The following is a 22,028-nucleotide window of genomic DNA, read 5'->3' on the forward strand; positions in this document are numbered from 1 at the left end:
CCATGGATTCCGGTTCCCCGTCGGAAATTCCCGCTGATTGCAATAGAGTCACTGAACACACGTCAATCGTCGACGTTTCACGGGGATTAAAGCGGAGGTCGGTCATGCGTATTCCGGCGCACTCGGTATGCACGGCGATCCGGGACGACATCGTCGCGGGTGTCTACGAGCGCGGGGGCCGGCTCACCGAGGAACTGCTCGCCCGCCGCTATGGCGTCTCCCGCGTCCCCGTCCGGGAGGCGCTGCGCACGCTGGAGGCGGAGGGCTTCGTGGTGACCCGGCGGCACGCGGGCGCGTGCGTCGCGGAACCCACCGAGCAGGAGGGTGCCGACCTGCTGGAGATGCGCATGCTCCTGGAGCCGCTCGGCGCCTCCCGGGCCGCCCAGCGGCGCACCGAGGCCCATCTCAAGGTGCTGCGCGGTCTGGTCCGGCTGGGCCAGGAGCGGGCCAGGCGGGGCAACAGCGAGGATCTGCGCTCCCTGGGGAGCTGGTTCCACGAGACCCTCGCGCAGGCCTCGGGCAGCCCCGCGATGACGGCTGTGCTGACCCAGCTGCGGCACAAGATCGCGTGGATGTACACGGTGGAGGCGCCGGCCGATCCCGCGGAGTCGTGGGCGGAGCACGGCGCGATCGTGGACGCCGTGGCGCGCGGCGACGGGGAGCGGGCGCGGGCACTCACGGCGCTGCACACGGAACGCGCGACGGTCGCGCACCGCCTCCGCTTCGGCGGCGGGGAGCGGCCGGACCGTGTGAGGAACTCGCAACATCCCGTAAACATGTCGAGCCTGCGGCATTAACACGGGCGCCGTATACAAAGAGGGGTAATTCGCGGGGGATTATTTCTGCTGCCCGAACACGGGAAATGCGAGGGGCTCGCCCGATAATTCGGGCGAGCCCCTCGTCGTCACCTTAATTCGGTGTTCAGACGGTCTCGGGGAGTTCCTCGAGACCCTCGGCGACCAGCTTCGCCAGCCGGTCGAGGGCGGCGTCGGCGCCCTCGGCGTCGGAGGCGAGGACGATCTCCTCGCCGCCCTGGGCGCCCAGGCCGAGAACGGCCAGCATGGAGGCCGCGTTGACGGGGTTGCCGTCGGCCTTGGAGATCGTCACCGGGACACCTGCGGCCGTGGCGGCCCGGACGAAGATGGAAGCGGGGCGGGCGTGAAGGCCCTCGGCCCAGCCGACGTTGACGCGGCGCTCAGCCATGTGATGCTGCCCTTCGGGGTATCAGGGTTGTCTAGACCAGTTTCCCATATCGTGAAGCATGCCCGGAGCGGTCCTTCGTCCCGCCCCTGCGTGTCGCCGGACCGCGGCCTCGGTCCGGCTTCTCGTCCTCCACAGACTGCCTCGCGCCGTTGTCGTACGCGAGCCGTACTCTGGGGCCCATGCAGACCTCGTCGGACCGGCACGAGTACCCCGCCCACTGGGAGGCCGACGTGGTGCTGCGCGACGGTGGCACGGCGCGCATCCGGCCCATCACCGTTGATGACGCCGATCGCCTCGTCAGCTTCTACGAGCAGGTGTCGGACGAGTCGAAGTACTACCGCTTCTTCGCGCCCTACCCTCGTCTGTCCGCCAAGGACGTCCACCGCTTCACGCACCACGACTTTGTGGACCGGGTGGGACTCGCGGCCACCATCGGCGGCGAGTTCATCGCCACCGTACGCTACGACCGCATCGGGGCCGACGGTATGCCCGCCTCGGCGCCCGCCGACGAGGCCGAGGTCGCCTTCCTCGTCCAGGACGCCCACCAGGGGCGCGGCGTCGCCTCCGCGCTCCTCGAACACATCGGGGCCGTCGCGCGCGAGCGCGGCATCCGGCGCTTCGCCGCCGAGGTGCTGCCCGCCAACAGCAAGATGATCAAGGTGTTCACGGACGCCGGCTACACCCAGAAGCGCAGCTTCGAGGACGGCGTCGTCCGCCTCGAGTTCGACCTGGAGCCAACGGACCGCTCGCTCGCCGTGCAGTACGCGCGGGAACAGCGCGCCGAGGGGCGGTCCGTGCAGCGGCTGCTCATGCCGGGGTCCGTCGCCGTGGTCGGAGTCGGCCGTACGCCCGGCGGCGTGGGCCGCAGCGTCCTCGACAACCTCAGGGACGCCGGGTTCACCGGCCGGCTCCACGCCGTGAACAAGGCCCTTCCCGACGGGCAGAAGGAAGTGGACGGCGTGCCCGCGTACCGGTCGGTGCGGGACATCGACGGGCCCGTCGACCTCGCGGTCGTCGCCGTGCCCGCGGAGCGCGTCCCCGAAGTCGTCGCCGACTGCGGCGCGCACGGCGTGCAGGGACTGGTCGTGCTCTCCGCCGGGTACGCCGAGAGCGGGCCCGAGGGCCGGGAGCGCCAGCGTGAACTGGTCCGGCACGCGCGCGCGTTCGGCATGCGGATCATCGGGCCGAACGCGTTCGGGATCATCAACACCTCGCCAGACGTCCGGCTGAACGCCTCGCTGGCGCCACAGATGCCCCGGCCGGGCCGGATCGGGCTGTTCGCCCAGTCCGGCGCGATCGGCATCGCCCTGCTCTCCCGGCTGCACCGGCGCGGCGGCGGGGTGACAGGGGTGACGGGGGTGTCCACCTTCGTCTCGTCCGGCAACCGGGCCGACGTGTCCGGCAACGACGTCCTTCAGTACTGGTACGACGACCCCGACACCGACGTCGCGCTGATGTACCTGGAATCCATCGGCAACCCGCGCAAGTTCACCCGGCTCGCGCGGCGCACGGCGGCCGCGAAACCGCTGGTCGTGGTGCAGGGCGCACGGCACGGGGGAGCGGCACCGCAGGGCCACGCCGTGCGGGCGACGCGGCTGCCGCACGCCACCGTGAGCGCGCTGCTGCGGCAGGCCGGGGTGATCCGGGTCGACACGATCACCGAGCTGGTCGACGTGGGGCTGCTGCTCGCGCGCCAGCCGCTGCCGGCCGGGGCCCGGGTGGCGATCCTCGGGAACTCCGAGTCGCTGGGGCTGCTGACGTACGACGCCTGCCTCGCCGAGGGGCTCAGGCCGCTGCCGCCGCTGGACCTGACGACGGCGGCGGCGCCGGAGGACTTCCACCGGGCGTTGTCCCGGGCCCTGGCGGACGACGCGTGCGACGCGGTGGTCGTCACGGCGATCCCGGCGGTGGGGGAGGAGACCGCCGACGACGCGGACGCGGCCCTGGCCAAGGCGCTGAGGTCGGCCGCGGAGCGAGTCCCGGGAAAGCCGGTCCTGGTGGTGCACGTGGAACTGGGCGGACTGGGAGAGGCGTTGTCGGCCGCGGCCAGCACCGCACCGCAGGCGAGTGCGCCGGCGCCCGCGGTCGGACGTGACCACCCCTTCCGCGCGCTGGACCGGCTGGCCGCGAAGGCGGAGACGGTCGGCGACCCGCCCGCCCCCGAGAGCTGCTCCCGCCTCATCCCCGCCTACCCTGCTGCCGAACGCGCCGTCCGCGCCCTGGGCGAAGCCGTGAAGTACGCCCAGTGGCGGCGGGACGCGGCCGACCCCGGCAAGGTCCCCGAATACGACGACATCGACGAGAAGCGGGCCGCCGGCCTGATCGAAGGACTGCTGGCGCGAGGACAGGGGCTCACCCTCGGCACCGAGGAGACCTGCGAGCTCCTGGGCACGTACGGCGTGCACGTGCACCGCGCCCTGCCGGCCCGCTCCCCGCAGGACGCCCTCGCCGCCGCCGGCACCCTCGGCTACCCGGTCGCCCTCAAGGCCACCGCCCCGCACCTGCGACACCGCGCCGACCTGGGCGGCGTACGCCTGGATCTCGCGGACGAGGAGCAACTGCGCCGGGCCTACGCCGAGTTGACCGAGCTGTTCGGGACGCCGGAAGAGCTGCGGCCGGTGGTCCAGTCGATGGCGCCGCGCGGAGTCGACACCGTCATCAGGGCCGTCATCGACCCCGCGGCGGGGGCCGTCGTGTCGTTCGGACTCGCCGGTGCCGCCTCACAACTGCTCGACGACATGGCGCACCGGCTGGTCCCGGTCACCGACCGGGACGCGACCTCCCTGATCCGGTCGATCCGCACCGCGCCCCTCCTGTTCGGCTGGCGCGGCTCGACGCCGGTCGACACCCCGGCCCTGGAGGAACTGCTGCAGCGCGTGTCCCGGCTGGTCGACGACCACCCGGAGGTCGTCGCGGTCACCCTGGAGCCGGTGGTCGTCGCCCCGCGCGGTCTGAGCGTCCTGGGCGCCACCGTGCGGCTCGCGCCTCCGCCCGCCCGCGACGACCTCGGCCCGAGGACACTTCCGGCGTACTGATCCGACGTACTGATCCGGAGTACTGATCCGGAGTACCGAGGGGGACGGAGACCGACCAGGACCGCCGTGAGCGTGCCTCGCAGTCAGTGGGTCCCCGTAGGATGGACGTCATGGCCAAGACCAGTACGACGACCCAGGGGCTGCGAGCGGCGATCGAACGCAGCGGCTACTACCCGGCCCTCGTGGCCGAGGCGGTGGAGGCCGCCGTGGGCGGCGACACCATCCGGTCGTACCTGGTCCACCAGGAGACGACGTTCGACCAGAACGAGGTGCGGCGGCACGTGACCGTCCTCGTCCTCACCGGCAACCGCTTCATCGTCAGCCACACCGACGAGCAGGCGGCGGACACCACCTCGCCGACGCCGTACACCACCACCTCCACCGAGTCCGTGAAGCTCGGCCGGATCTCGTCGGTCGTGGTCAGCCGCGTGGTCGCCAACCCCGAGCAGTACGTGCCGGGCACCCTCCCCCGGGAGGTCGTGCTGACCATCGGCTGGGGCGCGGTGTCCCGCATCGACCTGGAGCCCGCGGCCTGCGGCGACCCTAACTGCGAGGCCGACCACGGCTACACAGGCAGCTCCACGGCGGACGACCTGAGCCTGCGCGTGAGCGAGGCGGGTGACGGCCCCGAGACGGTGCGCCAGGCGCTCGCCTTCGCGCAGGCCATCTCCGAGGCGACCGCGGACGTCACCCGCTGATGGCACAGCCCGCCTCGGACTGGGACCACCCGCAGCCGCTCGCCCCCGCCTCCGCGCCCGCCCCCGAGTACGGCAGTGGCTCCCTCGCCGACCTGCTGCCCACGCTCGCCGCGGGCATGGCCGTGCCGGGAGTCAGCGCCGCCATCCCCGAACTCGCGCCCGCCGACCGCAACTGCGTGTTCCTGATCGACGGCCTCGGCTGGGAACAGCTGCGGGCGCACCCGGACGAGGCGCCCTTCATGACCTCGCTCCTCGGCAGCTCGCGCGGTGGCACCGGCCGGCCCCTCACCACCGGCTTCCCGGCCACCACCGCGACCTCCCTCGCCTCCGTCGGCACCGGCCGCCCGCCCGGCGCCCATGGCCTGCCCGGCTACACCGTGCGCAATCCGGACACCGGCGAGCTGATGAACCAGCTGCGCTGGCAGCCGTGGACGGCGCCGGCGGTCTGGCAGCCGTACCCCACGGTCTTCCAGCTGGCACACGAGGCGGGGGTGCACGCCGCCCAGGTGTCCTCCCCGACCTTCGCGAACACCCCGCTGACCAAGGTCGCGCTCAGCGGGGGAACGTTCCACGGGCGGCTGTCCGGTGAGGACCGGATGGATCTCGCGGCCGAGCAACTGGGCGCCGCCGACCGCTCCCTGATCTACACCTACTACGCCGAACTCGACGGCGCCGGGCACCGCTTCGGCGTCGACTCGGACTCCTGGCGCGGCCAGCTCATGTACGTCGACCGGCTGGTCCAGCGGCTCGCCGAGCAGCTGCCGCCCCGCACCGCGCTCTACGTCACCGCCGACCACGGCATGATCGACATCCCCTTCGACGAGCAGCACCGCATCGACTTCGACGAGGACTGGGAGTTGCGCGCCGGCGTCGCCCTGCTGGGCGGCGAGGGCCGCGCCCGCCACGTCTACGCGGTGCCGGGCGCCGAGAACGACGTGCTGACCTGCTGGCGCGAGGTCCTCGGCGAGCAGTTCTGGGTGGCCTCCAGGGACGAGGCGATCGCGGCGGGCTGGTTCGGCCGGCCCGACCAGATCGACGAGCGGGTGTACGGCAGGCTCGGCGACGTGATCGCAGCCGCCCGCGACGACGTCCTCATCATCGCGTCGGAGCGGGAGCCCAAGGAGTCGGCGATGGTCGGCAACCACGGCTCGATGACTCCTGTCGAGCAACTGGTCCCGCTGCTCGAAGTACGCTCCTGACGCCGTCAGACCACTCCCTTCCCCCGATCCGAAAGGTGCTCGACTCACCATGTCCGAGCTGGTGTTCTTCTCCGGAACGATGGACTGCGGGAAGTCCACGCTGGCTCTCCAGATCGAGCACAACCGTTCGGCGAGGGGACTGCAGGGCCTGATCTTCACCCGGGACGACCGTGCGGGCGAGGGGAAGCTCTCCTCACGGCTCGGTCTGGTGACCGACGCGGTCGAGGCAGGGCCGGGCATGGACCTGTACGCCTATGTCGTCGACCGGGTGTCGCACGGCGGCAGGGTCGACTACCTGATCGTGGACGAGGCGCAGTTCCTGGCGCAGGAGCAGATCGATCAGCTGGCACGCGTCGTGGACGACCTGAACCTCGATGTCTACGCCTTCGGCATCACCACCGACTTCCGCACGAAGCTCTTCCCGGGCTCGCGGCGGCTGATCGAGCTGGCGGACCGGATAGAGACGCTCCAGGTGGAGGCGATGTGCTGGTGTGGGGCGCGGGCCACGCACAACGCCCGCACGGTGGGCGGCGAGATGGTGGTGGAGGGCGAGCAGGTCGTGGTCGGTGACGTCAGCGGCCTCGCCGCGGAGGTCGGCTACGAGGTGTTGTGCCGGCGCCACCACCGTCGCCGTATGACGAGCGCCTCCGCCCACGCCGGCGCGCTCTCGCCGGACGTCCTGCCGGTCGGCCCCGCCTGAGCGTCGGCGGCCGTCAGGCCGTCGTGCGCAGCCGGGGCTTCCCTCAACGCGGGCCCTGGATCAGTGCGAACCGGGCACCTTCCGGGTCCGCAACCGTCGCCACCCTGCCGTGGGCGCTGTCATGCGGTGGCTGCAGGACGTGGCCGCCGAGGTCCACCACGAGGGCGGCCGCGCCGTCCGCGTCGGCGACCTCGAAGTACGTCATCCAGTGCGGCCCCCGGTCCCGGGGCAGGGCGCTTCCCACGCCGTGGATGCCGGCGACGGGGCGGCCCGCGAGGTGCAGGGTCGCGTAGTCGAGTTCGGCGGACACCACCGGCTCCCCCTCGTGTCCGAACACCGTCTCGTAGAACTTGGCGACGCTCACTGACTCGAAGGTCAGCAGCTCGTGCCAGGCCGGCGTGCCCGGGACGCCGGCGATGGACGTGCCGAGGTGGGCCGCCGCCTGCCACACACCGAAGACCGCGCCCGCCGGGTCGGACCCGATCAGCAGCCGGCCGGCGTCACCCGCCTCCAGCGGCCCCACTCCGATCGTGCCACCACACAGCCGTACCGTTTCGGCCGTCTGGTCCACGTCGTCCGAGGCGAGATAGGGCGTCCAGGCGATGGGCAGGTGGCGGTCGGGCGGCAGCTGACCGATCCCGGCCACCTCCTGGCCGTCGAGCAGGGCCCGGACGTAGGGGCCGAGCTGCTGCGGGCCGGGCTGGAACTCCCAGCCGAACAGCGAGCCGTAGAACTCCTGGGTCGCGGCCATCCCGTGCACCATCAGACTCACCCAGCAGGGCGCGCCGGGCACGTGCCGGGCGTGTGTCCCGCCGTTCGGGCCGGCCGACCCCCTTGCCTCGGTCATCGTCACCTCTCCTCGGCGCCTCGCGGTGCCGTGTCGCTTCCGCTCTGACGGACCCCTGCCGATGCTCGCACCCGTGGTGGTGCCATGCCCCACGGGCGCGCCGCCGTGTACCGGCCCGTGACCGGAGAACCACGCCCTGCGGCCTCGTCGGCGTGTCCCGGCGATGACCGCCGGGCGGCGATCGGCTGTACAGCATGTGCCCGATCCAGTACGCCTCGTGATCGAGCCTGTCCGGCCGAGCAGAGTAGCCGGACATGAACGATGCGGCCACCCCGTGCGCGAGGATGGTGGCCATGAACGCCATCATCTCCGCATCCGAACTCACGAGCGACCTGGCGTCGGACAACCCGCCGGTCCTGCTCGACGTCCGTTGGCAGCTGAGCCTGGCCAAGGCCGCCGGGGAGCCGTCGTTCGACGGCCGCGCCGAGTACGCGGCGGGGCACATCCCCGGTGCCGTCTACGTCGACCTGGACCGGGAGCTCGCCGGGCCGCCCGGGGCCGGCGGCCGGCACCCGCTGCCGGACGTCGCGGAGTTCGGCGCCGCCATGCGCCGGGCGGGCGTCTCGTCCGCCGCCCCGGTGGTCGTCTACGACGGTGGACAGGGCTGGGCGGCCGCCCGGGCCTGGTGGCTCCTGCGCTGGACGGGTCACCCGGACGTGCGGGTCCTCGACGGCGGGTTGCCGGCGTGGGAGGGCGAACTGTCGGTGGACACGCCGCAGCCGGCCGCCGGGGACTTCCGGCCGACGCCGACTTCGGCCGGCCTGCTCGACGCGGACGGCGCGGCCGCGCTGGCGCGCTCCGGCGTACTCCTTGACGCGCGGGCGGGGGAGCGCTACCGAGGTGACGTGGAGCCGATCGACCGGGTCGGCGGGCACATCCCGGGCGCGGTCTCGGCGCCCACCACGGACAACGTGGCGCCGGGCGGCCGCTTCCTGCCCGCCCAGGAGCTGGGCGCCCGCTTCAAGGCACTGGGCGCGTCCGACGGCTCGCAGGTCGGCGTCTACTGCGGCTCGGGCGTCTCGGGTGCCCACGAGGTGCTCGCGCTGGCCGTCGCGGGCATCCCGGCAGCGCTGTACGTCGGTTCCTGGTCGGAGTGGTCCTCGGATCCCTCGCGTCCGGTCGCCGTGGGGCCCGACCCTCAGTAGGCATCCCCGGGGCAGGCGCACGGCGAGAGGGCCCGCGTCCGGTGGGCGCGGGCCCTCGTGAGCCTCGTACTGAACGCCGTAGGGCGGAACTTCGTACACAAGGTCGTACGGTGAACCACGCCTACGACCGGGTTACTCCTGCTTCTTCCGCCGCGTCCCGAACACGATCTCGTCCCAGCTCGGTACCGCCGCCCGGCGTCCGGGGCGGACGCCGTCCGCCTCGGCCTGGCGGTCGGTGGAGCCGATGAGCCGGTCGCGGTGGCTGGTGACGGAACGGGGCATGAGGACGTCCGCGTATGCGGAACCGGCCGAGGCCGCGGGGGCCGGGGGCTCCTCCGCCTCGGGTTCCGGGGCGGGCTCCTCCGCCTCGGGGTTCTCCGACGGGCGCTCCGGGACCACCAGGTCGCCCCGGAAACTCGGCACGGCCTCCAGCAGACTGGTCAGCGAGTCCCGCTCACTGGTGCTCGCGCTCGCTGTCGCGGTCTCGTCCACGGGGTCGGATGACGGAGCAGGCAGGCTCGGCCGGTCGAGGGCTCGGTCCAGCGGACGGTCGCGCGGCAGCCGCGCGATGCGCGGTACGAAGGGAAAGCTGGGCTCCGGCGCGCCGGCGAGGTCCTCGGACTCGCCGATCAGCGAGCGTGCCTCCGCGTCGACCGCCTGGACGAGCCGCCGGGGCGGGTCGTACGTCCAGCTCGCCGAGTGCGGTTCGCCCGCGACCAGGTAGACGAGCAGGACCTCCCAGGTGCCGTCGTCGCGGCGCCACGAGTCCCACTGGACGGTGTCCTTCTCGGCGCCACGCAGGGTCAGCCGCTCCTGGACGGCCTCGCCCAGCTGCGGGCCCGCGTTCTCGCCGGGGCGGCGGACCGGAGTCTTCCGGGCGCGCTCGGCCATGAACGCGCGCTCGGCCAGCACGGGTCCCTCGAAGCGCCGTACGCGGTCGACGGGGATGCCGGCCATCTGTGCGACCTCTTCCGCGGTCGCACCAGCGCGTATACGTGCCTGGATGTCGCGGGGGCGGAGATGGCTCTCCACCTCGATCTCGATCTGGCCGAGGCGGGGACGGTCGCCGCGAACAGCGGCACGCAGACGCTCGTCAATCGGAAGCGTGTACTCCGTGCTGTCCGCAGCCTTCAGCACCAGCCGTGTGCCGTCATTGGAGACGGCCACGACACGCAGTTCGGGCATGGGGACCTCCCGGGTGGTGCCTGCCGACGTCACGTGCGTCGCTGCTTCCGCTAGTCGAGTGTGGCCTGCCCGGGTGCAGCCTGCCACAACCTTGCCGAGTTGCCCGGCGTGTCGGGCACGGGCCCTGAGCCGCCGTTATGGCACGGTTACCTATTCGCAACGCTAAGTGACCAACTCCGTCACCCTGTGCAACTAGCCCCCTCCCGGCGGTCCTTGAAGGCCACGGACGCCCTGGCGGGAGACCGAACCCAGGGCTCGCAACAGTACTCCATTCGGGCCACGTGCGTGGATTGGCGCGCCGCCGAACTTCTGCCGACAAGCGGGACTTGGCCGCCGCGTCGCGGTTTCCGGATCTTGAACGTGGCGTACCTCACGTAATCACCAGAATCGGAACTATTGGTTTCGTCGCGCCGGCCGGGAGGGAGAACCACCCCTCGGCTACGCCCCCAACACCCGCCGCAGGTAGGCGTTCTGGAACCGCCGCTCGGGATCGAGCCGGTCCCGCAGCGCGGTGAACTCGCCGAAGCGGGGGTAGACCCCGGAGAAGTACTCGGCGTCCCGGGTGTGCACCTTGCCCCAGTGCGGCCGGCCCTCGTGCGCGGTGAAGATCCGCTCCGCGGCGGTGAAGTACGCCTGGTAGGGCGTCCCCTTGACCATGTGGACGGCGATGTAGGCGCTGTCGCGGCCCGACGCCGTGGAGAGCGTGATGTCGTCGGCCGGGGCGGTGCGCACCTCCACCGGGAAGCTGACCCGCAGGCCGGAGCGGGCGACCATCGTCCGCAGCTCGCGCAGCGCTTCGGTCACCGCCGCGCGCGGGACGGCGTACTCCATCTCGACGAAGCGCACCCGGCGCGGCGAGGTGTAGACCTTGTAGGGGATGTCGGTGTAGGTCCGCGAGGAGAGGGCCTTGCTGGAGATCTGGGCGATCGCCGGGATGGTGGCGGGCACCGCGCGGCCCACCCACTGGGCGGCCTGGAAGACGCCGTTGGAGAGGAACTCGTCCTCGAACCAGCCCGCCAGCTGCCCCACCGGCTTCTCCGGGCCCGCGCTGCGGTTGTTGCGCTTGGTGTTGGTGCTGTGGGTGTGCGGGAACCAGTAGAACTCGAAGTGCTCGTTCTCCGCCCACAGTTGGTCGAACTCGGCGAGGACCCGGTCGAAGGGCATCGGTTCCTCGCGGGCCGTCAGCAGGAAGATCGGCTCCACGGCGAAGGTGATGGCGGTGACGATGCCGAGTGCGCCCAGCCCTATTCGGGCGGCGGCGAAGACCTCGGGGTTCTCCTTCTCGGAGCAGGTGAGGACCGAGCCGTCCGCGGTGACCAGCTCAAGTGCCCTGATCTGGGCGGCGATCGAGGCCGACTCGCGGCCGGTGCCGTGGGTGCCGGTGCTGGTGGCCCCGGAGACCGTCTGCTCCATGATGTCGCCCATGTTGGTGAGCGACAGGCCCTCGCGTGCCAGGGCCACGTTGAGCCTCTTCAGCGGAGTGCCGGCCTCGACCGTGACCGTCATGGCGTTCCGGTCGATGTCGCGGATGCCCGTCAGGAGTTGAGGGCGGATCAGCACACCGTCGGTGGCGGCGATGGACGTGAAGGAGTGCCCCGAGCCGACGGCCTTCACCTTCAGACCGTCCTCGGCGGCTTCCCGGACCGCGTCCGCCAGCTCGTCCACCGAGGCGGGAGTGACCTCCCGCGCGGGACGGGCGGCGACATTGCCGCCCCAGTTACGCCACGTGCCGTTCTTCCCGCTCGCTGTGCTGCTCAACGGTGCCTCCCCGACGCGGAACCGGCCTGCTGAGCCGGCGGTACCCGAGGAAACCGACCGCGACCGCGACGGCTCCGGACACCACCGGAACCCCGTACCCGGCCTCCGCGCCGGCGGCGTCGATCACCCAGCCGGCCGCGGAGGAGCCGAGCGCGACCCCGACCGCGAGCCCGGTGCTCACCCAGGTCATGCCCTCGGTCAGTTGCGCGCGTGGTACGTGCTGCTCGATCAGGGACATCGTCGTGATCATCGTGGGAGCGATGGACAGACCCGCTACGAACAACGCCACGGCCAGAAGCGGCAAGTTTCCGACCAGTAGGAGGGGGATCATACTCACGGCCATCGCACATACGCCCAGCACCCAGCGAGGTTCGGGCGCCCCTTTGAAGCGCAGCAGCCCGAACACGAGTCCCGCGACGCAGGAGCCCGCCGCGTACAGCGCGAGGACGACGCTGGCGGCGCCCTTGTGGCCCCGCTCGTCGGCGAAGGCCACGGTGACCACGTCGACCCCTCCGAAGATCGCGCCGGTCGCCACGAAGGTGGCCACCAGGACCTGGAGGCCGGGGGCGCGCATGGCCGTCCCGCCGCCGTGGTGCGCACGCGGGTGCGGAGCGGGCTCGGTGGCGCGCTGCGCGGTCAGCCAGAACACGCCGACGGCCAGGAAGCAGGCGGCCAGCAGCGGCCCGGCCTCCGGGAACCAGACCGTGGACAGGCCGATGGAGATGATCGGCCCGAAGATGAAGCACACCTCGTCGATCACGGACTCGAAGGAGTACGCGGTGTGCAGCTGCGGGGTGTCCCGGTAGAGAGCCGCCCACCGCGCCCGGATCATCGCCCCGATGCTCGGCACGCAGCCGACCCCCGCGCTGAACACGTACAGCGTCCAGTCCGGCCACCGGTAGTGCGCGGCGAACAGCAGACCGGCCGCCGCGACGAGCGAGATCAGCGTCGCCGGACGCAGCACCCGTCGCTGCCCGTACTGGTCCACCAGCCGCGACACCTGCGGGCCGGCCACCGCGGCGGCGAGGGCGATGGTGGCCGACAGCGCGCCGGCCAGGCCGTAGCGCCCGGTCAGCTGCGAGACCATCGTCACCACGCCGATGCCCATCATCGACAGCGGCATCCGGCCGAGGAATCCCGCGGCGGAGAAGCGCTTGGAGCCGGGGGCGGCGAACAGGGCGCGGTAGGGGCTGGGCACGGGGTCTCCGGTCAAGCAGATGAAAAAGCTGTTCAGTAAGGCGTGAAGAGTGCTGATACAGCTTACGAGTTAGGTGACCCTAACGCACCTGGTGCGCCGGGACGGAGGACCGCGCACGTCACCCGCCGTTTCCCGGCTGTCAGAGGCGGGTGGCAGGATCTACTCATGCCAGACGCGCTCGATGCCACCCCCTACGACGCCCTGCTCCTGCTCTCGTTCGGCGGCCCCGAGGGACCCGACGACGTGGTCCCGTTCCTGGAGAACGTGACGCGGGGCCGCGGCATCCCCAAGGAACGCCTGAAGGAAGTCGGTCAGCACTACTTCCTGTTCGGCGGGGTCAGCCCCATCAACGACCAGAACCGCGCACTCCTGGACGCTCTGCGCAAGGACTTCGCGGACCACGGCCTGGACCTGCCGGTCTACTGGGGCAACCGCAACTGGGCGCCCTACCTGACGGACACCCTGCGCGAGATCGTGGCCGACGGCCGCCGCCGCGTCCTGGTCCTCGCCACCAGCGCCTACGCCTCCTACTCCGGCTGCCGTCAGTACCGCGAGAACCTCGCCGACTCGCTCGCCGCCCTCCAGGCCGAGGGCCTGGAGCTTCCGAAGATCGACAAGCTGCGGCACTACTTCAACCACCCGGGCTTCCTGGAGCCCATGATCGACGGTGTGCTGCGGTCCCTCGCCGACCTCCCCGAGGACGTCCGGGACGGCGCCCACCTCGCCTTCTCGACCCACTCCATCCCGACCGCCTCCGCCGACACCTCGGGCCCGGTCGAGGAGCAGGGCGACGGCGGCGCGTACGTGAGGCAGCACCTGGACGTGGCCCAGCTGATCGCCGACGCGGTCCGCGAGCGCACCGGCGTCGACCACCCCTGGCAGCTCGTCTACCAGTCGCGTTCCGGCGCCCCGCACATCCCTTGGCTGGAGCCCGACATCTGCGACCACCTCGAGGAGCGGCACGCGGCCGGGGTCCCGGCGGTCGTCATCGCCCCCATCGGCTTCGTCTCCGACCACATGGAGGTCCTGTACGACCTCGACACGGAGGCCAAGGCCAGGGGAGAGGAGCTGGGCCTGCCGGTGCGCCGCTCGGCGACCGTCGGCGCCGACCCGCGGTTCGCGGCCGCGATCCGCGACCTCGTCCTGGAGCGGTCCGCCGTCGAGCGCTCCGAAGAGGTCACGCCCTGCTTCCTGGGCGGTCTGGGCGCGAGCCACCACCTCTGCCCGGTGGGCTGCTGCCCGGCCCGTGCCCCGCGCCCCGCCGCCGCGGGCGCCGACAGCCCCCACGCGTGAGGAGCCCCGTGAGCGACCCCCTGCACGCGGAACTGCTGAAGCTGGCCCAGGAGGCCGCCCGCCGCGCCGGCGCGCTGCTGCGGGACGGTCGCCCGGCCGACCTCGCGGTCGCCGCCACCAAGTCCAGCCCCATCGACGTGGTCACCGAGATGGACATCGCGGCGGAGAAGCTGATCACCGACCTGATCTCCGAACACCGCCCCGACGACGGCTTCCTCGGCGAGGAGGGCGCCTCCACCGAGGGCACGAGCGGTGTCCGATGGGTGATCGACCCGCTCGACGGCACGGTCAACTACCTGTACGGACTGCCCACCTGGGCCGTCTCCATCGCCGCGGAGCAGGACGGCGAGACCGTGGTCGGCGTCGTCGCGGCCCCGATGCGCGGCGAGACGTACCACGCGGTGCGCGGCAAGGGAGCCTGGGCGAGGGGCGCCTGGGACGGCGAACGCAAGCTCGTCTGCCGGCCCGCGCCGCCGCTGGAGCAGGCCCTGGTCTCGACGGGCTTCAACTACGTCACCGAGGTCCGCGTCCACCAGGCCGAGGTGGCCCGCAAGCTGATCCCGCTCCTGCGGGACATCCGGCGCGGCGGCTCGGCGGCCGTCGACCTGTGCGACGTCGCGGCCGGCCGCCTCGACGGCTACTTCGAGCGAGGCCTCCACCCCTGGGACCTCGCCGCGGGCGACCTGATCGCCCGGGAGGCGGGCGCCCTGACCGGTGGCCGCCCCGGAGAGCGCCCCGCACACCATCTGACGGTTGCCGCCACCCCGGGCGTCTTCGAGCCCCTCCAGCGCCTCCTGGAGGACTTCGGCGCCTGGCACGACTGATCCGCACCGGACGCGGCAGCAGTCTCGTACGCGATACGAGGCCCCGCGCCCCGGAGGACGCGACGGGCCCGGACGACCGCGGGCCCGGACGACCGACGGGCCCCGGCGCTGGATTCGCCGGGGCCCGCCTTTGTGCTGCAAGCGCTGATCAGACGCTCAGCGCGCCGACCTCCACACCGTGTTCGGCGGCGAGGCGGCGCAGGTCGTCGAGCTCGCCCTGTTCCACCTCGGCGAGGAAGTCGTCGCCCTCGTCGCGAGCCCGCGTCAGGTCGGTCTCGGTCGCCCTTATGCGCTGCAGAAGTCCTGCGGTGAATGCGTCCATGCTGCGCCCCCTCGTCCTGGGTCGTGGGTCGATGGCACGGGGGTGTGCCGTTCGGAAGGGGCGATCACGTCTGCGACAGGTGCCCAGCGCTGCCCGGTGCTGGGCGGCGACGGTGCCGGACACCCACGCCCGCTCTGCGGAAAGCGGACCGACGTGCCACATGGTGGTGCGGCACAAGCAGAGCGTGATCGCGGGGTGTAAAGCCGTCCTCCCCCCGCTCTCTTCCGTGGAAACCTCAACGCGACGAGAAAATCCCGCATTCCCCCGCCTCACACCTGTCCTTCAGCCCGCGCTCACCCGCCTTACAGCCGACTTATGGCCGAAAAGGGCAGGATGGAGGTCACACTCTCCACCCGGACCCCTGCCCGCGTGCCCGAGAAGAGCTACGCGGGTGGACACATGGAAGGACAAGCGACGTGCGCGTACTCGTCGTCGAGGACGAGCAACTGCTCGCCGATGCGGTGGCCACCGGACTGCGCCGGGAGGCCATGGCCGTCGACGTCGTGTACGACGGTGCGGCCGCCCTGGAACGCATCGGCGTCAACGACTACGACGTGGTCGTCCTCGACCGCGACCTGCCCCTCGTGCACGGCGACGACGTCTGCCGCAAGATCGTCGAACTCGGCATGCCCACCCGCGTGCTGATGCTCACGGCGTCCGGTGACGTCAGCGACCGTGTCGAGGGCCTGGAGATCGGCGCCGACGACTATCTCCCCAAGCCCTTCGCCTTCAGCGAGCTGACGGCACGCGTGCGTGCCCTCGGCCGGCGCACCAGTGTGCCGCTGCCGCCGGTCCTGGAGCGCGCCGGGATCAAGCTCGACCCCAACCGCCGCGAGGTCTTCCGCGACGGCAAGGAAGTCCAGCTGGCACCAAAGGAGTTCGCGGTCCTGGAGGTGCTGATGCGCAGCGAGGGCGCGGTCGTCTCGGCCGAGCAGCTCCTGGAGAAGGCGTGGGACGAGAACACGGACCCGTTCACCAACGTCGTGCGGGTGACCGTCATGACGCTGCGCCGCAAGCTCGGCGAGCCGCCCGTCATCGTGACCGTCCCCGGCTCCGGCTACCGGATCTGACCGGCCGTGGCCGCCACCCCGGCGCCGCCCCAGGCGCCCCCCAAGCCCACCTGGGACCCCCGGAGGCCGGAGCCGCCCTTTCCGTGGCTGCGCCCGACCATCCGGATAAGGCTCACCCTGCTGTACGGCGGCATGTTCCTGATCGCCGGCATCCTGCTGCTGTCGATCATCTACCTGCTGGCCGCCAACGCGCTGACCGTCGGAAGCGACCTGCCCTTCAAGGTCGTCACCGGCTCGGTGTCCAGCAAGACCTGCAACACCGGTTCCACCACGCTGCCGGCGCCAGAGCTCAACCAGGTGCTCAACGAGTGCGTGAACGAACAGCGTCAGAACGCCCTGGACAACCTGCTCAGCCGCTCCCTGCTGGCACTGCTCGGCCTCGCCATCATCGCCTTCGCCTTCGGTTACGCGATGGCCGGCCGCGTGCTGTCGCCGCTGGGCCGGATCACCCGCACCGCGCGCGCGGTGGCGGGCTCGGACCTGTCCCGCCGGATCGAGCTGGACGGCCCGGACGACGAGCTCAAGGAGCTGGCGGACACCTTCGACGAGATGCTGGAGCGGCTGCAGCGGGCCTTCACGGCCCAGCAGCGGTTCGTCGGCAACGCCTCGCACGAGCTGAGAACCCCGCTGGCGATCAACCGCACGCTCCTCGAGGTGCATCTGTCGGATCCGGGCGCGCCGGTGGAACTGCAGCAGCTCGGCAAGACGCTGCTGGCTACCAACGAGCGCAGCGAGCAGCTCGTCGAGGGGCTTCTGCTGCTCGCCCGCAGCGACAACCAGATCGTCGAGCGCAAGCCGGTGGACCTGGCGGAGGTGGCCGAGCAGGCCGTCGACCAGGTGCACGGTGAGGCCGAGGCCAAGGGCGTGGTGATCCGCGGGGAGCAGAAGCCCGCGGTGGTCCAGGGCAACGGCGTGCTGCTGGAGCGGATCGCCCTGAACCTCGTACAGAACGCGGTGCGGTACAACGTGCCCGAGGACGGCTGGGTCGAGGTGACGACGGAGGTCCAGCACGGCCAGGCGGTGCTCCTGGTGTCCAACACGGGCCCCGTCGTGCCGGCGTACGAGATCGACAACCTCTTCGAGCCGTTCCGGCGGCTGCGCACGGAGCGGACGGGCAGCGACAAGGGCGTCGGCCTGGGGCTGTCCATCGTGCGGTCCGTGGCCCGGGCGCACGGCGGCCACATTTCGGCCCAGCCGCGTGAAGGAGGTGGGCTCGTGATGCGGGTGACCCTTCCCGTCTGAGATCATGGCCCCCGCACACGATCCGACACACGGGGATGTTCGCTTTGCGCGGAATTTTCTGGGCGACTTCCGAGCAGCTCCGTGTGTGATCGATCACAAGGACGAATTTCCGGCCATCTACTCTCAGTGATCATGCACCCTGTCGGAAAGCCGGGAAAATCCGGGTTTTCGAAGGTCTTGATCACGGGAAGTACACGGTGAGACGCCTTTGAAGTGCGGGATTCGGACCGTGTACGGTCCCGATCGCCATCCAACCCGATCACTCAAGAGGAGTCCGGTTGGGTGTCGATTGAGTAACAGACCTTGATGTGAGGCAAAATCTCCGCCTCGGGTCGGGCACAAGTCCGGCCTCTCACGCGTTACGTGCGCTGGAGACACCGCAGACACCCAGAGGGGGAGAGCGACATGGCAACCGACTACGACACCCCACGCAAGACCGACGACGACGTCGACTCGGACAGCCTTGAAGAACTGAAGGCCCGCCGGAACGACAAGTCGACCTCCGCAGTGGACGTCGACGAGTTCGAGGCCGCCGAGGGCCTCGAACTGCCCGGCGCCGACCTGTCCAACGAGGAGCTGGCCGTCCGGGTCCTGCCCAAGCAGCAGGACGAGTTCACGTGTATGAGCTGCTTCCTGGTGCACCACCGCAGCCAGCTGGCCCGCGAGAAGAACGGTCAGCCGATCTGCCGCGACTGCGACTGAGGGCGGGTCGGCCGTGACTGGCTCGACCCCTCCCCGGAAGCGCCGCTTTCGCCTGTCGGGAGCGGACCAGGAGCCGTCCGAAGGACGGCTCGGCGCGCGTGACGACGAGCGGGGCTCATCCGACAAGGGATCGGCCTCGCTCGAACCGGCGGCCGGCCGGGCTGATCTCCCGGCGCCGGCCGAGAGCCCCGCGCCCGTCGCCAAGCGACGGGTGGCGGTGATCCGGGACAAGGCCGTGGAAGGCGTCCACAGGGGCGGCAGCCGGGCCAGGGCGGGCCTGGCGTATCTCGCCGACCGGATCATCGACAACGCCCCGCGGATCCCCGTACGGGACCTCGCGACGCTTCGCAAGCAGTTCCCCGGGCTCGGACCCGAGGAGCTCGCGGACAAGCTCGTGGTGGGCGCCTCCAGCGCCACCGCCACCGTCGGAGCGGGCATCGGGGCGGCGGCGATGCTTCCCGTGCCGCCCGCCATGCCGACGGAGCTGGCCGCGGAGATCACCGGAGTCGCCGCGATCGAGCTGAAGCTGATCGCCGAGCTCCACGAGGTCTACGGCGTGCGGCCGCCGGGCAATCTCAAGCAGCGCAGCACCGCGTATCTCGACTCCTGGTCGGGAGAGCGCGGCATCGTCGTGACCAAGCCGTCGACGATGAGTTCCGCGCTCAACAGTCGAATGAAACAGCAAATGCGCCAGCAGATCATGAAGCGCATGGTGCGTAACCTGCCGAACCTGATGCCGTTCATGGTCGGCGCTGCCGTCGGAGCGGTCATGAACCGCCGGGACACGAGAAAACTCGCGGAGCGGATCCGGACGGATCTGCGCAAGGTCCAGGTGCCGTGGGACGCGCTGGTCGAACTGCCCCCGCTGGCGATCCCCGAGAATCCGCTCAAAATCGGGGACATTCCGAAGGGGCTCGGGCGCGGACACAAGGAAATCGAGCCCTGACGAAGTTTTTGCGCGGCGGCGATAAATATTTTGGGCCACCTCGGGTGAAGCCCCGTCCGAGTGTTCTACGCCCGGAGGTGGACCGGCTCTACGCCGCCGTGCGGGCCGACTCCAGCGCCTGCGCGAGCCGCTCCGGTTCACGCGTCGACAGGTACAGGTACGGCGTCGGGTCCGCCGGGTCGGTGACCTCCACGCGCAGCGCGGTGGGGATGTAGGCGCGCAGCAGCAGGAAGGCGCGGGTGTCGGCCTTGTAGGTGCGCCAGGCCCGGGCCTCCTCCGGGTCCAGGATCTCCGCGTCACCCAGTGCCGACACCGGGATCTTCGCCTCGCCCGCGATCAGGAAGCCGCCCACGACCCGGATCCGCGGCGAGCCGTAGGAACTGGCGACCACCGCCGCCACAGCCGTGCCGCCGACCAGGCCGCCGAGCAGCGGCAGGGTGCCGAAGGGCAGCAGGATCAACGCCATCGAGACGCCCACCATGAAGGAGATCAGCCACCAGGAGCGGGGGGCGGTGAGACGTTCTTCGTACGGGGTCGCGGAGAGCTGCATGAAGCCAAGCTTGGCACGGTGTCCGGAACCGCCCGACGCGCGGGTAAGGTCTGCGGCTGTGAGTCGTACTTCCGCCGCTGTTGAGCCCCCCGCCGACGCCGTGAAACCGGTGCGTCACCCTGACGCTCCCGCGCCCGGCGAGCTCCTCGGCGCGCACTACGAGCAGTGTTTCGGCTGCGGGGACGGGCAGCAGCACGGGCTGCACCTCCAGGCGCGGGCCGGCGAGGGTGTCACGATCACGGCCGAGTTCACCGTGCAGGCCGCTCACCAGGGCGCCCCGGGCCTCGCGCACGGCGGTGTGCTCGCCTCCGCCCTGGACGAGACCCTCGGCTCGCTGAACTGGCTGCTGCGGACGATCGCGGTGACCGGGCGGCTGGAGACCGACTTCGTACGCCCCGTGCCGGTCGGCACCACGCTGTACCTGGAGGCCGAGGTGACGGCGGTGGCCCGGCGGAAGATCTACTCGACCGCCACCGGACGCATCGGCGGCCCCGAGGGGCCGGTTGCCGTCCGCGCCGACGCGCTCTTCATCGAGGTGAAGGTCGACCACTTCATCGAGAACGGCCGCCAGGAGGAGATCCGGGCGGCCATGGACGACCCGGACCAGGTGCGGCGGGCCCGCGCCTTCGAGGTGAACCCGTGAGCCGTGACCCCCTGAGCGTGCTGATCCGGCGCGTGGACCCCGACGTACCGCTTCCGACGTACGCACAGCCCGGTGACGCGGGAGCCGATCTGCGCACCACCGAGAGCCGTGAACTGAAGCCGGGCGAACGGGCCGTGCTGCCCACGGGGGTGTCTGTGGCGCTCCCTGAGGGGTACGCGGCCTTCGTGCACCCTCGGTCGGGCCTCGCCGCCCGCTGCGGTGTCGCTCTCGTGAATGCCCCGGGGACGGTTGATGCCGGGTACCGTGGGGAGATCAAGGTGATCGTGGTGAATCTCGACCCGCGCGAGTCCGTGCGGTTCGAGCGCTTCGACCGGATTGCCCAACTGGTCGTCCAGCAGGTCGAGAGGGTCCGCTTCCAGGAGGTCGCGGAGCTTCCCGAATCGGCTCGGGCCGAGGGGGGCTTCGGGTCCACCGGCGGCCATGCGGCCGTGGGCGACCCCGGCAGTACGAACAGCACAAGCGGTCAGGCCGCCGACGGCGGCACATCGGGTGGGAATCGATACGCTTCGGTCGTATCCGACCGGGAAGGACAGTGACGTGTTCGGACGTCGCAAGAAGAAGGGTGCCGCCGAGGACGCGGCCGGCGAGCCCGAGCAGGTCGTCGACGGTGTCGACACTGAGGCGGACGACGAGGACGCGGGCGCGCGCACGCGTGTGAGGCTCGAGCCGGAGCCGCGGCCCGACGGGCCCTGGGACGACTCCGAGGTCCGTGACCCCTCCGAGGGGCGCGTGGACCTGGGCGGTCTGTTCGTGCCGGGCGTCGACGGCATGGAGCTGCGGGTCGAGGTCGCCGGTGACGCGATCGTCGCGGCGACCGTCGTCCTGCGCGACAGCGCCGTCCAGTTGCAGGCCTTCGCCGCCCCCAAGCGCGAGGGCATCTGGGGCGAGGTGCGCGAGGAGATCGGCACGGGCATCACCCAGCAGGGCGGCATCGTCGACGAGGTCGAGGGCCCGCTCGGTTGGGAGCTGCGCGCCCAGGTGCCGGTGCAACTGCCGGACGGCACGGGCGGCTTCCAGGTGGTGCGGTTCGTCGGTGTGGACGGCCCCCGCTGGTTCCTGCGCGGTGTCATCTCGGGCCAGGGCGCGGTGCAGCCGCAGGCCGCGGGTCTGCTGGAGCAGATCTTCCGGGACACGGTCGTGGTCCGCGGTGAGGGTCCGATGGCGCCCCGCGACCCCATCGTCCTGAAGCTGCCGAACGACGCGCAGATGGTCCCCGAGGGCGTCCAGCAGGACGACGGCAGTTCCCGCTTCTCCGGAGGCATGGGCCAGCTGCAGCGCGGACCGGAGATCACCGAGGTCCGCTAGCAAACGCGACAAGGGCCGCACCCCCGCCCGGGGGTGCGGCCCTTTCTCGTGCGCGGACTCTTGACGGGGCATTGGTCTGTACCTACGGTCTCGGCATGCCTGGTTCATGAGGGCGCTCCTTGTTCACATACGAGAACGGAGC

At 71.4% G+C, this 22,028-nt stretch carries 22 protein-coding genes; 15 read left to right on the forward strand and 7 right to left on the reverse strand.

Annotation, left to right across the window (positions count from 1 at the left end; translation table 11 throughout):
• Positions 1 to 104: 104 nt before the first annotated feature.
• The gene (locus AQJ84_RS38655; protein ID WP_030038972.1) at positions 105 to 797 is read left to right on the forward strand and encodes a GntR family transcriptional regulator; all 693 of its coding nucleotides are present in this window, start codon (positions 105 to 107) and stop codon (positions 795 to 797) included.
• 124 nt (positions 798 to 921) lie between these two features.
• Here the strand turns inward: AQJ84_RS38655 and AQJ84_RS38660 are convergent, their stop codons facing one another.
• A complete protein-coding gene (locus AQJ84_RS38660; RefSeq protein WP_030038973.1) occupies positions 922 to 1,203 on the reverse strand; it encodes an HPr family phosphocarrier protein in 282 nt (93 codons plus the stop codon).
• Between the two features lie 179 nt (positions 1,204 to 1,382).
• Between AQJ84_RS38660 and AQJ84_RS38665 the strand changes: the two genes are divergently transcribed.
• From AQJ84_RS38665 to AQJ84_RS38680, 4 genes are all read left to right on the forward strand, one after another.
• The gene (locus AQJ84_RS38665) at positions 1,383 to 4,238 is read left to right on the forward strand and encodes a bifunctional acetate--CoA ligase family protein/GNAT family N-acetyltransferase (protein ID WP_030038974.1); all 2,856 of its coding nucleotides are present in this window, start codon (positions 1,383 to 1,385) and stop codon (positions 4,236 to 4,238) included.
• 101 nt (positions 4,239 to 4,339) lie between these two features.
• Positions 4,340 to 4,936: a DUF5998 family protein gene (locus tag AQJ84_RS38670; RefSeq protein ID WP_030038975.1), complete on the forward strand. Its 597-nt coding sequence runs from the start codon at positions 4,340 to 4,342 to the stop codon at positions 4,934 to 4,936.
• Positions 4,936 to 6,135 (forward strand): alkaline phosphatase family protein, encoded by a 1,200-nt coding sequence (locus AQJ84_RS38675; protein ID WP_053190936.1) that lies wholly within the window; start codon positions 4,936 to 4,938, stop codon positions 6,133 to 6,135. Before AQJ84_RS38670 ends, AQJ84_RS38675 begins: the two co-directional genes overlap by 1 nt.
• A gap of 49 nt (positions 6,136 to 6,184) precedes the next feature.
• The gene (locus AQJ84_RS38680; protein WP_053190939.1) at positions 6,185 to 6,835 is read left to right on the forward strand and encodes a thymidine kinase; all 651 of its coding nucleotides are present in this window, start codon (positions 6,185 to 6,187) and stop codon (positions 6,833 to 6,835) included.
• 43 nt (positions 6,836 to 6,878) lie between these two features.
• Here AQJ84_RS38680 and AQJ84_RS38685 read toward each other — a convergent pair whose 3' ends face one another.
• Positions 6,879 to 7,682 (reverse strand): VOC family protein, encoded by an 804-nt coding sequence (locus tag AQJ84_RS38685; RefSeq protein WP_030038976.1) that lies wholly within the window; start codon positions 7,680 to 7,682, stop codon positions 6,879 to 6,881.
• Between the two features lie 293 nt (positions 7,683 to 7,975).
• On the opposite strand from AQJ84_RS38685, the gene AQJ84_RS38690 reads away from it, so the two are divergent.
• Entirely contained in the window at positions 7,976 to 8,827 is an 852-nt protein-coding gene (locus AQJ84_RS38690; protein WP_030038977.1) for a sulfurtransferase, read from the forward strand.
• A gap of 132 nt (positions 8,828 to 8,959) precedes the next feature.
• On the opposite strand, the gene sepH is transcribed toward AQJ84_RS38690, so the two are convergent.
• The 3 genes from sepH to AQJ84_RS38705 form a co-directional block, all read right to left on the reverse strand.
• On the reverse strand, positions 8,960 to 10,012 hold the full coding sequence (gene sepH, locus AQJ84_RS38695; protein ID WP_030038978.1) for a septation protein SepH: 1,053 nt from the start codon (positions 10,010 to 10,012) through the stop codon (positions 8,960 to 8,962).
• A 438-nt stretch (positions 10,013 to 10,450) separates the two neighbouring features.
• Complete coding sequence (locus AQJ84_RS38700; protein ID WP_030038979.1) at positions 10,451 to 11,770, reverse strand: D-arabinono-1,4-lactone oxidase; 1,320 nt, start codon at positions 11,768 to 11,770, stop codon at positions 10,451 to 10,453.
• Positions 11,730 to 12,968: an MFS transporter gene (locus tag AQJ84_RS38705; RefSeq protein ID WP_030038980.1), complete on the reverse strand. Its 1,239-nt coding sequence runs from the start codon at positions 12,966 to 12,968 to the stop codon at positions 11,730 to 11,732. The genes AQJ84_RS38700 and AQJ84_RS38705 overlap by 41 nt, the downstream gene beginning before the upstream one ends.
• A 165-nt stretch (positions 12,969 to 13,133) precedes the next feature.
• Here AQJ84_RS38705 and AQJ84_RS38710 point away from each other — a divergent pair, with 165 nt between their 5' ends.
• Positions 13,134 to 14,261 carry a ferrochelatase gene (locus AQJ84_RS38710; RefSeq protein WP_030038981.1) on the forward strand — a complete coding sequence of 376 codons (1,128 nt, stop codon included), beginning with the start codon at positions 13,134 to 13,136 and terminating at the stop codon, positions 14,259 to 14,261.
• A gap of 8 nt (positions 14,262 to 14,269) precedes the next feature.
• Complete coding sequence (locus AQJ84_RS38715) at positions 14,270 to 15,085, forward strand: inositol monophosphatase family protein (RefSeq protein ID WP_053190941.1); 816 nt, start codon at positions 14,270 to 14,272, stop codon at positions 15,083 to 15,085.
• Between the two features lie 148 nt (positions 15,086 to 15,233).
• Here the strand turns inward: AQJ84_RS38715 and AQJ84_RS43680 are convergent, their stop codons facing one another.
• Positions 15,234 to 15,407 carry a hypothetical protein gene (locus AQJ84_RS43680; RefSeq protein ID WP_164873016.1) on the reverse strand — a complete coding sequence of 58 codons (174 nt, stop codon included), beginning with the start codon at positions 15,405 to 15,407 and terminating at the stop codon, positions 15,234 to 15,236.
• Positions 15,408 to 15,823: 416 nt separating this feature from the next.
• On the opposite strand from AQJ84_RS43680, the gene AQJ84_RS38720 reads away from it, so the two are divergent.
• The 4 genes from AQJ84_RS38720 to AQJ84_RS38735 all read left to right on the forward strand — a co-directional run bounded on the left by AQJ84_RS38720 (position 15,824) and on the right by AQJ84_RS38735 (position 19,367).
• Entirely contained in the window at positions 15,824 to 16,477 is a 654-nt protein-coding gene (locus tag AQJ84_RS38720) for a response regulator transcription factor (protein WP_007385219.1), read from the forward strand.
• A 6-nt stretch (positions 16,478 to 16,483) separates the two neighbouring features.
• The gene (locus tag AQJ84_RS38725) at positions 16,484 to 17,719 is read left to right on the forward strand and encodes a sensor histidine kinase (RefSeq protein ID WP_030038982.1); all 1,236 of its coding nucleotides are present in this window, start codon (positions 16,484 to 16,486) and stop codon (positions 17,717 to 17,719) included.
• A gap of 405 nt (positions 17,720 to 18,124) precedes the next feature.
• Positions 18,125 to 18,421, forward strand: coding sequence for a DUF4193 domain-containing protein (locus AQJ84_RS38730; RefSeq protein WP_005481602.1), 297 nt, complete (start codon positions 18,125 to 18,127; stop codon positions 18,419 to 18,421).
• Positions 18,422 to 18,434: 13 nt separating this feature from the next.
• Complete coding sequence (locus AQJ84_RS38735; protein ID WP_030038983.1) at positions 18,435 to 19,367, forward strand: hypothetical protein; 933 nt, start codon at positions 18,435 to 18,437, stop codon at positions 19,365 to 19,367.
• Between the two features lie 88 nt (positions 19,368 to 19,455).
• Here AQJ84_RS38735 and AQJ84_RS38740 read toward each other — a convergent pair whose 3' ends face one another.
• Positions 19,456 to 19,917: a DUF3093 domain-containing protein gene (locus tag AQJ84_RS38740; RefSeq protein ID WP_030038984.1), complete on the reverse strand. Its 462-nt coding sequence runs from the start codon at positions 19,915 to 19,917 to the stop codon at positions 19,456 to 19,458.
• Positions 19,918 to 19,975: 58 nt separating this feature from the next.
• Here AQJ84_RS38740 and AQJ84_RS38745 point away from each other — a divergent pair, with 58 nt between their 5' ends.
• The 3 genes from AQJ84_RS38745 to AQJ84_RS38755 are packed head-to-tail and all read left to right on the forward strand — an operon-like array spanning position 19,976 to position 21,886.
• The gene (locus tag AQJ84_RS38745) at positions 19,976 to 20,560 is read left to right on the forward strand and encodes a PaaI family thioesterase (RefSeq protein WP_051869660.1); all 585 of its coding nucleotides are present in this window, start codon (positions 19,976 to 19,978) and stop codon (positions 20,558 to 20,560) included.
• Positions 20,557 to 21,117 carry a dUTP diphosphatase gene (gene dut / locus AQJ84_RS38750; protein ID WP_030038986.1) on the forward strand — a complete coding sequence of 187 codons (561 nt, stop codon included), beginning with the start codon at positions 20,557 to 20,559 and terminating at the stop codon, positions 21,115 to 21,117. The genes AQJ84_RS38745 and dut overlap by 4 nt, the downstream gene beginning before the upstream one ends.
• Before the next feature lies 1 nt (position 21,118).
• Positions 21,119 to 21,886: a DUF3710 domain-containing protein gene (locus AQJ84_RS38755; RefSeq protein ID WP_030038987.1), complete on the forward strand. Its 768-nt coding sequence runs from the start codon at positions 21,119 to 21,121 to the stop codon at positions 21,884 to 21,886.
• Positions 21,887 to 22,028: the final 142 nt, after the last annotated feature.

This window comes from Streptomyces resistomycificus (assembly GCF_001514265.1).
Taxonomy (GTDB): Bacteria; Actinomycetota; Actinomycetes; order Streptomycetales; family Streptomycetaceae; genus Streptomyces; species Streptomyces resistomycificus.

Excerpts from the sequence above, each read along its gene's own strand:
- AQJ84_RS38665 (WP_030038974.1), top strand. The coding sequence starts at position 1,383 with ATGCAGACCTCGTCGGACCGGCACGAGTACCCCGCCCACTGGGAGGCC.
- AQJ84_RS38655 (WP_030038972.1), top strand. The coding sequence starts at position 105 with ATGCGTATTCCGGCGCACTCGGTATGCACGGCGATCCGGGACGACATC.
- sepH (WP_030038978.1), bottom strand. The coding sequence starts at position 10,012 with ATGCCCGAACTGCGTGTCGTGGCCGTCTCCAATGACGGCACACGGCTG.
- AQJ84_RS38710 (WP_030038981.1), top strand. The coding sequence starts at position 13,134 with ATGCCAGACGCGCTCGATGCCACCCCCTACGACGCCCTGCTCCTGCTC.
- AQJ84_RS38675 (WP_053190936.1), top strand. The coding sequence starts at position 4,936 with ATGGCACAGCCCGCCTCGGACTGGGACCACCCGCAGCCGCTCGCCCCC.
- AQJ84_RS38690 (WP_030038977.1), top strand. The coding sequence starts at position 7,976 with ATGAACGCCATCATCTCCGCATCCGAACTCACGAGCGACCTGGCGTCG.
- AQJ84_RS43680 (WP_164873016.1), bottom strand. The coding sequence starts at position 15,407 with ATGGACGCATTCACCGCAGGACTTCTGCAGCGCATAAGGGCGACCGAG.
- AQJ84_RS38660 (WP_030038973.1), bottom strand. The coding sequence starts at position 1,203 with ATGGCTGAGCGCCGCGTCAACGTCGGCTGGGCCGAGGGCCTTCACGCC.
- AQJ84_RS38685 (WP_030038976.1), bottom strand. The coding sequence starts at position 7,682 with ATGACCGAGGCAAGGGGGTCGGCCGGCCCGAACGGCGGGACACACGCC.
- AQJ84_RS38730 (WP_005481602.1), top strand. The coding sequence starts at position 18,125 with ATGGCAACCGACTACGACACCCCACGCAAGACCGACGACGACGTCGAC.
- AQJ84_RS38740 (WP_030038984.1), bottom strand. The coding sequence starts at position 19,917 with ATGCAGCTCTCCGCGACCCCGTACGAAGAACGTCTCACCGCCCCCCGC.
- AQJ84_RS38680 (WP_053190939.1), top strand. The coding sequence starts at position 6,185 with ATGTCCGAGCTGGTGTTCTTCTCCGGAACGATGGACTGCGGGAAGTCC.
- AQJ84_RS38670 (WP_030038975.1), top strand. The coding sequence starts at position 4,340 with ATGGACGTCATGGCCAAGACCAGTACGACGACCCAGGGGCTGCGAGCG.